We start from the raw sequence: 13,181 nt of genomic DNA on the forward strand, positions 1-13,181 counted from the left end.
CCGACAGTGCCCTCTCCGTGTCCCCGGACGCTGCACCGGACGCTGCACCGAACACGGCACCGGACACGCCCGCGGCGGACGGGCTCGAGCACGAGCAGGCCTACGTCGCGATGCTCTACGAGCGCCTGGACGGCCGCCGCGCCGACACCGCGCGGCGGCTCACCGCCGTCCTGCACGACGAGACGGTCGGCACCCCGCAGGCGCTCACCGAGCGCGACGCCGCCGCCGCGATGTACACCGACCGGCTCGCGGCGCTGCGCGCCGCCGAGCACGGGCTCGCGTTCGGTCGCCTCGACGCCGAGGACGGCGAGCGCCGCTACATCGGCCGGCTGGGCCTGCTGGACGAGGAGCACGAGTACGAGCCGCTGCTCATGGACTGGCGGGCCCCGGCCGCCCGCCCCTTCTACACGGCGACCGCGGCGTCGCCCGAGGGGATGCGGCGGCGCAGGCACCTGCGCACGCGCCGCCGCGAGGTCGTCGCGATCGACGACGAGGTCCTCGATCTCTCCGACGCGCAGGCCGCGACAGCGTCGAGTTCCGGCCTGACCAGCGAGGCCGCGCTCCTGGCCGCGGCGGGTGCCGCCCGCACCGGCCGGATGGGCGACATCGTCGCGACGATCCAGGCCGAGCAGGACGCGATCATCCGCGCCAAGCCGTCCGGTGTCCTCGTGGTGCAGGGCGGGCCGGGCACGGGCAAGACGGCCGTCGCGCTGCACCGGGCCGCGTACCTGCTCTACACGCACCGGGACCGGCTGGCGCGGCGCGGCGTGCTGGTCGTCGGGCCGAACCCGACGTTCCTGCGCTACATCGGCCAGGTGCTGCCGTCGCTGGGGGAGACCAGCGTGGTGCTCTCGACCGTGGGCCAGCTCTTCCCGAACCTGGACGCCCGGCGCGTCGAACCGGTCGAGGCCGCCGCCGTGAAGGGCCGCTCCGAGATGGCCGCCGTGATCGCCGCGGCCGTCCGGGACCGCCAGCAGGTGCCGCGGCGCCCGATCGAGCTGACCGTCGAGCAGCAGAGGGTGCGGCTGGACCGCGACATCGCGCACGCCGCGCGGACCCGCGCCCGGCGCTCCCGCAAGCCCCACAACGAGGCCAAGCGGGTCTTCCACGCCGAGGCGGTCCGGCTGCTCGCCGACCAGGTGGCGCGCTCGCTGGGCGGGCGCGGCCTGCTCGACGCGGGCGACGTGCAGGACATCCGACAGGAGCTGCGCGAGAGCCGCGCGCTCACCCGCGAGCTGGACGCGCTCTGGCCCACGCTCTCGGCCCAGCAGCTGCTCGGCGAGCTGTACGCCGACCCGCGGCGGCTCTCGTCGGTGGCGCGCCGGCTCCCGCCCCACGAGCGGGCGCTGCTGTACCGGCCCCTGCCCGCGGCCGACGTCCCGGAGGGCCTGCGCTGGACGCCCGCGGACGTCCCGCTGCTCGACGAGGCGGCCGAGCTGCTGGGCGACGACGGGCGCGAGCGGGCCGCCCGCGAGGCCGAGGCGCTACGGGCCGAGATCGAGTACGCGCAGGGTGTGCTGGACGTCCTCGACCTGGAGGAGGACCTCGATCCCGAGCTGCTGCGCGCCACGGACATCGTCGACGCGGACCGGCTCGCCGAACGCATGCAGGTGCGCCGCTACGACTCCACCGCGGACCGGGCGTCCGCGGACCGGGAATGGACCTACGGGCACGTGATCGTCGACGAGGCGCAGGAACTGTCGGCGATGGCGTGGCGGGTGATCATGCGCCGCTGCCCGAGCCGCTCGATGACGGTCGTGGGCGACATCGCGCAGACGGGCGACCTCGCGGGCACCTCCTCGTGGGCCGACGTGCTCGGCCCGTACGTGGCCAACCGGTGGCGGCTGGAACAGCTCACCGTCAACTACCGCACGCCGTCGGAGATCGCGGACGTCGCCGACGACCTGCTCGCCACGATCGACCCGACGCTCGCCCCGCCGCGCTCCGTCCGCTCGACGGGGGTGCCGCCGCGGGCCGTGCGGGCCCAGGGCGACCGGGCGAACGAGCTCGCCGACACCGTCGCGAAGGTGCTGGCCGAGGAGGTGGCGGCGGTGGGCGAGGGCCGCACGGCCGTCCTCGCGCCGGCCGGGCGGTTGGACGCGCTGCGGTCGCGGCTCCTGGGCGACGCCACCCCCGAGCCGGGCCCCGCGGGCCCGGACGGCCCCGCGGACCCCGAGGCCGATCTCGAGTCGCCCGTCGTCGTCCTGCCGGTGGCCAAGGCGAAGGGCCTGGAGTTCGACGCCGTGGTGCTCGTCGAGCCTGCGGAGATCCTCGCGGAGTCCCCGCGGGGCACGAGCGATCTCTACGTCGCGCTCACCCGCTCCACGCAGCGCCTGGCGGTGGTGCACGCGGCGGACCTCCCGCCGGTCCTGCGGCGCCTGGAGCCGTGAGGTCTCACGCGGGGCCCTGCCCGGTCGCCGCGTCCACGGCATAGACGGTGCCGTCCGTGCTGCCGACGACGACGAGGCCGTCCACCACGGCGGGCGACGAGTCGGCGATCGGCCCGCCGGTGCGGAACTGCCAGCGCAGCACGCCCCCGGTGTCGACGGCGTAGAGGCTGCCGTCGGCGCTGCCGACGTACACCAGCCCGCCCGCGACGGCGGGCGAGGACCGGATCCCGCCACCGGTGCGGTGGCGCCAGCGCTCGCGGCCCGTGTCGGCGTCGAGGGCGTACAGGTTGCCGTCGTCGCTGCCGACGTAGACGGTGCCGTCGGCCACCGCGGGACTGGACGCCACCCCGCCGCCCGCGCGGAAGGACCAGCGCTGCGTCCCGCCGGTGGCCTCCAGGGCGAGGACGTCACGGGCGTCCGAGCCGATGTAGACCGTCCCGTCGACCACCGTGGGCGACGAGTCGACCGAGGTGGACGTGACGTGCTGCCAGCGCCGCGTCCCCGACCGGGCGTCCACGCAGTACACCCGCCCGTCCCGGCAGCCGACGAACACCCGCTCGCCCGCGACCGCCGGGGAGGAGTTGAACCAGTCGCCGCCCTCGAAGGTCCAGCGGCCGACACCGGTCGCCGCGTCGACCGCCCACAGCTGGTCCGCGCGGCAGCCGACGTAGACCAGCCCGCCCGCGACCGCGGGGGAGGAGTGCACCACGCCGCCGGTGTCGAAGCGCCAGACCGTGGCGCCGGAGGCGGCGTCCACCGCGTGCAGCCGCTGGTCGTTGCCGCCGACGAACACGACGCCGCCCGCGACGGCGGGGGAGGACGTGATCGCACCCGCGGCCAGGTAGCGCCAGCGCTCGCGGCCGGTGGCGGCGTCCACCGCGTAGAGGTAGCGGTCGTTGCTGCCCACGTAGAGGGCACCGTCGGCGACGGCGGGGGACGAGTAGACCTCCCCGCCGGTCCGCAACCGCCACGGCCCGGCCGCGGGGATCACCCCCGCGGCCCGCAGGCCCGCCCAGGTGCCCGCCCCGACGACGCCAGCCGCGACCACAGCGCCCGCGATCGTGAGCAGCCGCCTGCGGGGCAGGCGCGCAGGCGCGACGGCCGCCGGGCCGGAGTCCGGCGGCGGTGCGGGTGCCGGCAGCGGCCCGGAGCCACCCGTTCCCGCCGGCGGCGCACCGCCTGCCGGGAGCGGGACGAGCCGCGGTGTGCGGGCACGCGGGCGCGCGGGCTGCGGCGCCGGCACGGTGAACGGCTCGGCGAGCTGCGCGCGGGCCGCCGCGGCCAGCGCCCCGGCGGTCGGGTAGCGGTCCGCAGGGTCCTTCGCCATGCCGCGGGCGACGACGGCGTCGAGCCCCTCGGACAGGCCGGAACGCTCCGCGGTGGGCCGCGGCGGCGGCTCGTTGAGATGGGCGTGCATCGCCGCGTAGACGCTGCTGGCCCGGAACGGCTTGCGTCCGACCAGGCACTCGAACAGCACGCACGCCAGCGAGTAGACGTCCACGCGGGCGTCCCAGTCGTCGCCGGTGAACCGCTCCGGCGCCATGTAGCCGAGGGTGCCCATCACGGCGCCGGCCTGCGACAGCGTCGGACCGTCCAGCTGGCGGGCGATGCCGAAATCGGTGAGATAGACGACCTCGCGGCCGTCGCCGCCCGGGGCGGGGACGATCAGCACGTTGGGCGGCTTCACGTCGCGGTGCACCAGGCCCGCGGCGTGCGCGGCGTCGAGCGCGTCCGCGATCTGCGACACGATGTGCACGGCCCGCGCGACCGGCAGCGGGCCGTCGGCGAGCTCGGTGGCGAGGTCGCCGCCCTCGACGAGGCGCATGTCGAGGAAGAGCCGGCCGTCGATCTCGCCGTAGTCGTGGATCGGGATGATGTGCGGCTCGTTGAGCCGGGCGACCAGCGCCGCCTCGCGCTGGAACCGCTGCCGGTAGGCGTCGTCGGAGGCGAGCTGGCCCGGCAGCCGCTTGAGGGCGACGACCCGGTTGCGCCGCAGGTCGACGGCCCGGAACACCTCGCCCATGCCGCCGCGCCCGATCAGCGCGTCCAGGCGGTAGTGCCCGAAGACCTCCCCCTCCACCGGCACGAGGCTACCGCCCGGTGTAGCGCTCGATCCGGATCGACCTCAGCTCGGTGCCACCGGCGGGGGTCAGCGTCTCGGCGAGGCGTGTCTCGACGATCCGGTCCGGGTCGGTGTACCAGTCGTGGCTGTAGACCACCCACACCCGCGGCCTGCCCGCGACGAGCGTGTCCAGGCGTGGGACGTCGGCCGGCGTCACCTTCGACTCCAGCTCGCCGCGCTCGAACAGCTCCGTCGGCACGCCGTGGACGTCCAGCAGCGGGCCACCCTCGGCGGCGTAGTGGTGGTCGAACGGGATCCGGCCCCACGCGGCGTCGAAGATCACGAGATCACCGGGTTCCGCCTGCTCGGCGAGGTAGCGTGCCGCGCCGCGCCAGTCCTCCACGCCCGGGTCGTCGTAGTAGTTCGCGAGCGACACCGCGTTGACGGCGAGCAGCGCGCCCACCGCGAGCGCCGCTGCGGTGACCCGGCGGCGGCGCAGCGCGAGCAGACCGGCCGCGACCAGTACCAGCAGCGGGACGGCGGTCCACACGAGCGTCTGCGTGTAGAAGACCGGCCGGCGCACGCTCGCGACCAGCTCGCCGAGCGCAGGCAGGACGACCAGCAGCGCCAGCAGCAACGCCACCCCCGAGCGCCCGCGCAGCCGGCGCGCGCCGAGCCCGCCCAGCGCGACCGCCGCCAGCACGAGCGGGACGACCAGCTCGCCCGGGGCACGGGCGCTCACCAGGTCGCGGACGTGCTCCAGCACCTTCGCGACCGTCGGCGCGGGCAGCCAGAACTCGTCGTCGACGGCGGCGGCCTGGTGCAGGAAGCCGGGCAGCCACACCGACCACAGCAGCAGCCCGCCGCCGAGCGCGAGCGCGTACGCCCGCGTCGGCCACGCGTCCGGGTCGGGGTCACGCCGACCGCGCTCGCGCACCGCGCGCACGGCGAGGAACGCGGCGACCGCGACCGGGAACAGCACGGCCGTGTTGTGCGAGAGCATCGTCAGCGTCGTGGCGGCGCCGAACCCCACCCAGCACGCGGCGGCGTCCGCGGGACCGAGCGTCCGGCCGCGGGTCAGCAGCCGCACCAGGCACCACGTCGCGAGCGCGGCGAAGAACGTCAGCATCGCGTACATGCGGCCGAGCTGGCCGTACCAGACGTGCAGCGGCGAGACCGCGAGCAGCGCGGCGGCGAGCAGCCCGACGCGCCGCCCGCCCGCGTCACGCCCGATCAGGTAGGCCAGCGGCACCGTCGCCACGCCGAAGACCACCGACAGGCTGCGCAGCGCGACCTCGCCGTCGCCCGCGACGGCGAGCCACAGGTGCAACAGCAGGTAGTAGAGCGGGGGGTGCTTGTCCAGGACGAGGACGTGCTCCCGGATCGCGTCGGGATCCTGGGTCGAGAGCCACAGGCTGAACGCCTCGTCGATCCAGAGGCTCTTGTCCGCCAGCCCCCAGCAGCGCAGCACGGCGGCCAGCAGCGTCACCGCCCCGACGGCGAGCAGGGTGCGGCGCCGGCTGGGCGGGGCCGCGTGGCGCGGCCCTGACGGCGGCGGTGTGATCGTCATGATCGGCAGATTCGGCAGGGTGACGGTCATCAGGTTCCCCCGGTCGCGAGCACCGTCAGCTCGCCGGAGATCTCGCTGACCACGTACAGCTGCCCGCCGGCGGCCCACATCGCGACCGGGCCCTTGCCGGGTTCGACCGGGTCACCCACCGCGCGGGCGGCCGTGTCGACCACGACGACGGCGTCGGCGTCGCGCTCGGCGACGTAGACCGTCCCGGGCGTGGGACCGAGCGTGATCCCGATCGGCTTCGGCCCGACCGGGACCGGCGCCCCGACGGCCGTCCGGCTCGCCGGATCGACGACGCTCACCGAGCCGTCGAGGGTGTTCGCGACGTAGACCCGCGATCCGTCCCGGGCGACGGCGAGGTTGAGCGGGCCGTCGCCGACGGCGACGGTCCACGCCGCGGCGTTGCGCGCGGTGTCCACGGCGGTCAGCTCGTCGGAGTCGAACGCGGACACGTAGAGCGTGGCGCCGTCCGGGGCGAGGGCGAGGCCGTAGGGCCTGCGCCCCACCGGGATCGGGCGGCCGACCACGGCCTCGGTGGCGGTGTCGATCACCGAGACGGTGTCGTCCTCGGCGTTGCCGACGTAGAGGCGGCGCCCGTCGGGGGACAGGGCGATCCCGTCAGGGAACGCGCCCACGGCCACCGTGGCCACTGCCCGGGCGGCCGCGGTGTCGACGATGGTGACCGTGTCGGCCCGGGTGTCGGAGACGTAGAGCCTGCGGCCGTCGGCGCTGAGCGCGAGCGAGTTCGGCGCGTCCCCGACCGCGATCGGGGTGCCGACGGGCGCGAGGGTCGTCGCGTCGAGGACGGAGACGGTGTCGTCGCCGAGGTTCGCCACGTAGGCGCGGCGCCCGTCGGGTGAGACGACGACGTCGGCGGGGGTCAGCCCGACACGCGTCCGCGCGGTCTCGGCGAGCGGCGGGTCCAGCAGCGGTGTGAGGACCGCGGCCGCGGTGGCGACGGCCGCGGCGGCGGCCAGCAGCGCTGCCATCCAGCGCCCGCGGCGGCGCCGCGACGGCGGCGCGGGGGCAGGCGCGCCGGGCGGGCCGGGTGGGCCGGCGGGGGCGGCCGCGGTGGGCGCCCCCGCCCCGCTGAGCGAGGTCGTGGCCTCCCCGGGCAGCTGCGCCACGGCCGACAGGGGACGCAGCGGGATGACCGCGGTGGTCGCCTCCTCGTGGACGTCGGCGAGGACGGCCCGGGCCGCGGCCGCGAGCCGGCCCGCCGAGGCGGGCCGCTGCGCCGGATCCTCGGCGAGGCCTCGGGCGATGACCCCACGCAACGGCGGCGGAACCTGGGCGGCCGTCCCGCCGGGCCCGGCGAGGCAGGTGTGCATCAGGCAGGCCAGCGCGTGGACGTCGGATCGCCGGTCCGGGTGGGCGCCCCGGCGGACCTCAGGGGCGGGGCAGCCGGTGGCGGGCCCGCCGAGCGCGCTCGTCACCCCGAGGTCGACGAGGTAGGCGAACCCGCGGTGGGCGGCCCGGTCCGCGGGCCCGGCCAGCAGCACGTCCGACGGGGAGACGGCGCCGTGGACGAGCCCTGCGGCGTGCGCGGCGTCGAGCGCGTCGGCGAGCTGCGAGACGACGTCCACCGCGCGGGCCGGGGCGAGCGGGCCGAGGCGCAGCAGCGCCGCCAGGTCGACCCCGTCGACCAGCCGCATGTCGACGTAGAGCCGTCCGTCGATCTCGCCGAAGTCGTGGACGGGGATGATGTGCGGCTCCAGCAGCGTGGCCGCCCGCTCGACCTCGCGTTCGAACCGCTCCCGGTACCCGGCGTCCGCGGCGAGGTGCTCGAACAGCAGCTTGAGGGCCACCGGCCGCTCCCGGCGGGTGTCGAACGCGCGGTACACCTCGCCCGTCCGCCCGCGGCCGAGCAGGGCCTGCAGCCGGTAGTGCCCGAAGGTCCGGCCCGGTCGGGTCACCCCGGCCGGCCGGGCAGTCGTGTCATCGAAGATCAGCATTCCGGGTCCGCCTCCCCACGGCCGCCTGCGCCGTCACCGGTGCCGCTCACGTCGATGCCGGAGTTCGCCCGCCCGGCGCACGCCGCCCGCTGCTCCGCGGCGCGGGCGGCGACGCGCGCGGGCGTCAGCTCCGCCGCCACCGCGTCCGCGACCGCCCGCCCCAGCGCGCCGCGCTGCCGCTCGTCGAGCCGGGTCACGGAGCCGTCGCACACGGCGGTGTCCGGCGGGCACAGGAGCGGCCGCAGCAGCACCGGGACGAGCGCGCTGCGGTCGGCCACCGCCTCGGCGAGCAGGCCGTCCAGGCAGCGCCCCCGCGTCCCCGGCGGCCCGTCGACGACGAGGACGGGCCGGGCCGGGCCGTCCGCGGTCCAGGCCGCGGTGGCGGCCGTGAGCAGCGACCGGTACGGGTCACGGAACGCCGGGTCGCAGGCGTCGGGCGAGTCCACGCGCGGCCGGGCGTCCGCGGCCAGGTCCACGACGACCGCGTCCGCCGCCGCGACGGCCGCCGGCGGGCACACGGGGGCCGGGGCGTGGGCGAGCTGCCCGCGCGTCCCCGTCGGGGCGGGGAGCCGGGTCGCGGCCGGGGGCAGGACGCCGCAGCCGGGCCGGGCGCCGTCGAGCACGGTGAAGCCCCCGGCCGCGGCGAGCGTCACCGCGAGGTCGCTCGCGCGGGAGCCGCCGACGACGAGCACCACCGGCCCCGTCCCCACCGGGGTCCGGGCGCCCCGCTGCACGGTCACCGCAACGGCCACGAGCGCACCGGCGAGCAGCACCACGGCGACGGCGAGGACCGCGCGGCGTTCGGCCACGCGGCGGACGACGCCGTCCTGGGCCACGAGCCCGGCCAGCCAGGCCAGCGCCCCGCCGACGACGAGGAGCGCGAACGGGCGCGCACCCGGCACCAGGAGCTGCACGAGCCAGAACAACGGCAGGTGCAGCAGGAGCAGCGGGTACGCGGCCCGGCCCAGTTCGAGCGGAAGCCCGCGGCCCAGCAGGGGCGCGAGTCCACGGCCGGGATCGGCGTGCACCGCGACGAGCAGCAGCGCCGTCGCCACCGCGGCGTACACCGGCCCGCCGAGCAGGATCCAGTCCTCGGGCCGCAGCGTGGCGGCGACCGCGCCGGCGACGAGCAGCGCCGGACCGACGATGGTGAGGACGCTCGCGGTGCGCCGGGCCGGAGCCTGCGACACGCGTCCGGCGACCCACGCCGCTGCGGCCGCACCCGCCACCCACTCGGCGAGCCGGACGTGCGTACCGAGGGCCAGCTCCGTCGCGCCCGCGCCGGACAGCACGCGCAGCGGCCCGACCACGACCGTCAGCGCGAACAGCACGAGCAGCACCGGCAGTAGCCGCGACGGCGATCGGTGCGCACCGCTCGCGCGCCGCAACGGCGCCAGCACGAGCGGCCACACGACCACGAGCTGGACGAGCAGGCCGATGAGCCACGCCGTCCCGAGCGGGTCCAGCCGCGCCTGCTGCTCGACGAACCAGTCCGCCGCTCCCGGGATCCGCCGCAGGAGCGGCGCCCACTCCGGGGAGGCCTGCGCCAGGGCCCACCAGTTGCCCGTCCCGCTCGCCCAGGCGAGCGCGGTCGCGCCCGCCGCGGCCGCCCGCCGCGGGGTGTCCACCAGGGCCGCGACCGCCACGACCAGCACCGCCGTCGCGACGAGCAACGGGGCGTGCCAGCGGAACTGGCGGCGATACCAGCCGGTCAGGCCGAGCCGCCCGTCGGGGCCCGCCGTGGCCAGCAGGGTGGTCGTGGTGAGGAAGCCGGCGGCGGCGAGGAGCACGTCGGGCCCGAGCAGCTGCACCGGGATCGCCCCGGTGTCCTGCACGACCACGAGCAGCACCGCGAGCCCGCCGATCGCGACGGCGGGCTTGGACGGCTCGCGGGCCGGGACGGTCCCCGTGGTCCCTGTGGTCCGTGTGATCACCGTCGTCACCGTGCCGACCAGTCCGCGAAGCACTGCCGCAGCGCCGTCTCGGCCGTGCGGCCCACCCAGGAGTCGTGCAGGTCGCCGACCGGGTCGGCCAGCGCAGGGTCGGCGTCGAGCTCCATCTTCCACAGGTAGACCCCGCCGAGGCCGTGGGCCTGCGCGGCCCGGCACGCCGCGCCCAGCCAGCGCGCCTGCACGCCCTCGTCCAGCGGCGCGCCCGCCGTGTGCGGCACGGCAGGATCCGTGACGGTGCCCGCCTCGGCGGCCGCGCCGAGCTCGTAGAGCGGCACGTCGCCCGGGGCGCTCGGGACGGTCTGCTGGAGCCAGCGCCGCCACGCCAGCTGCATCTGTGCCGTCGTCGCGTTCGCGGGTATTCCCAGACGCGGGTAGGCGTCGATGCCGACGGTGTCGACCGGCACCGAGCGCGCCGCCTGCCCGAACGAGTCCCAGTTCGCCGCGTATCCCAGCTCGCCGGAGTAGGTCCGGCGGGCGTCCTCGACGAGGTCTGCCCAGCGACGGTCGGTCTGCAGCACGTTGAGCTCGGCGCCGATCACGACGGTCTGCACCCCGTGCCCCTGGGCCATCTGCAGGTACGGGGCGAGGAAGTCGCGGTAGGAGGCGAACCAGGCGTCGCGGTCGGCCGGGTCGAGCCGCCCGCGCCAGTTGCGGCTGTCGGCCTCGACGAGGTTGCGCTCATCGAGCAGCGGCCGGATCGAGACCCGCAGCCCGCTGCGCCGCGCCTCGTCCACCACGGCGGCGAGCCGCTCGGGCGAGGGCGTCCGCTCGTCGACGACCACGCGGTTCGCCGTGATCGTCTCGGTGAAGAACGGGAACGAGATGCTGAGCGAGTTCGCGCCGAGACCGACGACGTGGTCCAGGATCCGGTCGGCCTTGCGACGCAGCACCTCGGTGGTGTCGCTCGGCACGTCGACCCAGTAGAGCTGCACGCCCAGCTGCGGCTGCCCCGGCTGCCACGCCACGGCGGGGCGCGGCCCGTCGGCCGCACCCGAGCCGGCGGTACCGTCGGGGGTGTCCGGGCGCGGCCACGTCACCGCCGCGACGAGGAGCACCACCACGATGCCGACCAGCCAGCGCACGACGTCACCTCGGCTTCGCGATGACGGTGAACGCGGTCTCGGTGCGGCGCATGAACTTGATGGCACCGCGCAGCACGCCGGTGGCCTCGAACAGCGAGTACAGCGGCATCCCGCCGATCACGGCGATCGGCTCCCACCAGTGCATCTGCGCGTCCGCCGAGGCCCGGACGTTGATCTTCAGACCCTCCCAGTAGCACCACACCTGGTAGGCGATGTTCACCGCCCACAGCGGCAGCAGCGCGGCGGCGGCGGGCAGCGTGTCGACGTTCTCCAGCAGCAGGCCGGCCACCAGCACCACGCCGACGTGCTGGAGCGGGCCGCTGGCCCACACGATCATGTTATGGATCAGCAGGAGGCGGCTGCGCAGCGGGAGCTCGCGGTTGGCCGACAGCTCCAGCAGGCCCCAGGCCCAGCGCTCGCGCTGCTTGACGAAGTCGAGCACGGTCGCGGGCGCGGCGCCGAACGAGCGGCCCGCGAACCACTCGCTGCGGCCGGGATGGCGGCGGGTGAACTCCAGTGCGAACTGCGCGTCCTCCACCATCGCGCGCGGCCCGAAGTCCCAGCCGATCCCGGCCTCGATCGAGGCGCGCACGAGCAGCAGCTCGCCGTGCAGGCCGGCGCGCGGCGTGCCGCGGCCCGTGGTCGCCGCGAAGACGCTGATGTCGCTGGCGGGGCGCACCGCGTCGGCGAACCACAGCATCCGGCTCGCACCGTGCTCGCGCGGGTAGGTGAGCACGCCCTGGGTGAGGTGCAGCGCCTCCGCGCCACGGCCGCGCTGGGCGAGCACGAACCGGGCGAGCTCCTCGGCGGTGTCGGGGCCGACGGCTGTGTCGTCGTCGAGGTGCAGGGCCCACACGTCGTCGCGCGCCTCGCCGCGGGCGATGCGGCAGGCGTTCGCGTAGTGGTTGGCGCGGGCCTTGAAGCGCGTCCCGCGTGCGGTGCGGTAGCGGCGGGGCACGACCAGCACCCGGACCCGCGGCTCGGACCGCGCCAGCGCCACGATCGCCGCACCCGCCTCGCAGTCCTCCTCGACGACGATCTCCGTCGTGTGGTCGGGGAAGAAGTCACCGAGCCGGCGGCACGAGCGCACGACGCGCTCCAGCGCGGGCAGCGTGTCCCAGCGGCCGATCGTCGGGATCACCACGACGAGGCGCTCGCCGCGCACCGTGTGCACCGGGCCGAGCTGGCGCGCCGCCCGCAGCCGCCGGACCGTGCGCACCGCGCCGTAGATCCCCAGCAGCGAGGCCGTGACCGGCAACGACCACAGGACGGTGGTCACCCACCCCAGCGGCTGCACGCCGCGGTGCATCATCGTCCAGGACCACAGCGACGCCGCCAGGGCGACGGCGAACACGATCGGCAGGCAGGCGAGGCTCGGGGCCACCGGGCTGCGGGGGCGGCGGACCCGCGGCATCCACCCGGGGGAGGCGCCCGGACCGGCGGGGATCCGGACGGTCCGGCCGCCGAGGTCGATGCGGTCGGTCCGCTCCGCGGGGCGGACGAACGGGGCGGTGAGGGTCATGACGGCGCTCCCTGGCGCGCGCCCCGCCGCAGGCGGTCGCGGTACGCGCAGGTGGGGGGCAGCATCGTCGTCCTCGTCGTTGTTGTCGGCGTCATCCTCGGCTCCGGCGGGACCCCGGCGGTCCCGCAGGGACCATCCTGGTTCGTCAGGCGACCGGGCAGACTCGCCGCGCGGACCAGGAAACCCTGGCCCGGGGGCAAGCGTTTCCTTACCGCCCGGCAAGGGTGGCGGCCGCGACCCGCGGTGGCATGCTGGGATGACACGCGACAGGAGGACGACAGTGGGCATCCTCGACGGCTTGATGGGCAACGCGTCACGGGTCGACCCGGCGGCCGCGGCGCAGGAGTACGGGCGGCTGCTCGCGAACGGCGAGCAGGTGCACGCGGCGTACGTCCTGGTCCGGGACGCGATGGTCTTCACCGACCGCAGGCTCATCTTCGTCGACAAGCAGGGGATGACCGGGCGGAAGGTCTCCTACCACAGCGTCCCGTACCGGGCCGTCACGCACTTCAGCGTCGAGACCGCGGGGACGTTCGACCTGGACGCTGAGCTGAAGATCTGGATCTCCGGCACGCACGAGCCGATCAAGCAGGAGTTCCGCAAGGGCGTCGACGTCTACGAGGTGCAGGCCCTGCTGGCCTC

The 13,181-nt window shown here is 76.3% G+C and carries 8 protein-coding genes; 2 read left to right on the top strand and 6 right to left on the bottom strand.

Features of this window, described 5'->3' with window-relative positions; all coding sequences use genetic code 11:
• Positions 1–110: 110 nt before the first annotated feature.
• Positions 111–2,390: a HelD family protein gene (locus AB7J25_RS21650; protein ID WP_428511494.1), complete on the top strand. Its 2,280-nt coding sequence runs from the start codon at positions 111–113 to the stop codon at positions 2,388–2,390.
• 4 nt (positions 2,391–2,394) lie between these two features.
• On the opposite strand, the gene AB7J25_RS21655 is transcribed toward AB7J25_RS21650, so the two are convergent.
• From AB7J25_RS21655 to AB7J25_RS21680, 6 genes are read right to left on the bottom strand one after another with little or no spacing between them, the layout of a single operon-like run.
• A complete protein-coding gene (locus AB7J25_RS21655) occupies positions 2,395–4,470 on the bottom strand; it encodes a PQQ-binding-like beta-propeller repeat protein (protein ID WP_428511479.1) in 2,076 nt (691 codons plus the stop codon).
• 10 nt (positions 4,471–4,480) lie between these two features.
• Positions 4,481–6,022 (bottom strand): glycosyltransferase family 39 protein, encoded by a 1,542-nt coding sequence (locus AB7J25_RS21660; protein WP_428511480.1) that lies wholly within the window; start codon positions 6,020–6,022, stop codon positions 4,481–4,483.
• Positions 6,023–6,051: 29 nt separating this feature from the next.
• Positions 6,052–7,983, bottom strand: a complete 1,932-nt coding sequence (locus AB7J25_RS21665; RefSeq protein WP_428511482.1) for a beta-propeller fold lactonase family protein — start codon at positions 7,981–7,983, stop codon at positions 6,052–6,054.
• Positions 7,977–9,917 carry an acyltransferase family protein gene (locus AB7J25_RS21670; RefSeq protein ID WP_428511484.1) on the bottom strand — a complete coding sequence of 647 codons (1,941 nt, stop codon included), beginning with the start codon at positions 9,915–9,917 and terminating at the stop codon, positions 7,977–7,979. Before AB7J25_RS21670 ends, AB7J25_RS21665 begins: the two co-directional genes overlap by 7 nt.
• 5 nt (positions 9,918–9,922) lie before the next feature.
• Positions 9,923–11,017, bottom strand: coding sequence for a glycoside hydrolase family 113 (locus AB7J25_RS21675; RefSeq protein WP_428511486.1), 1,095 nt, complete (start codon positions 11,015–11,017; stop codon positions 9,923–9,925).
• A 4-nt stretch (positions 11,018–11,021) separates the two neighbouring features.
• Positions 11,022–12,539, bottom strand: coding sequence for a glycosyltransferase family 2 protein (locus AB7J25_RS21680; RefSeq protein WP_428511488.1), 1,518 nt, complete (start codon positions 12,537–12,539; stop codon positions 11,022–11,024).
• Positions 12,540–12,819: 280 nt separating this feature from the next.
• Here AB7J25_RS21680 and AB7J25_RS21685 point away from each other — a divergent pair.
• Positions 12,820–13,181, top strand: a 362-nt coding sequence (locus tag AB7J25_RS21685; RefSeq protein ID WP_428511490.1) for a PH domain-containing protein, incomplete at its 3' end; no start/stop codon positions are given.

Source organism: Pseudonocardia sp., from assembly GCF_050246655.1.
GTDB lineage: Bacteria > Actinomycetota > Actinomycetes > Mycobacteriales > Pseudonocardiaceae > Pseudonocardia.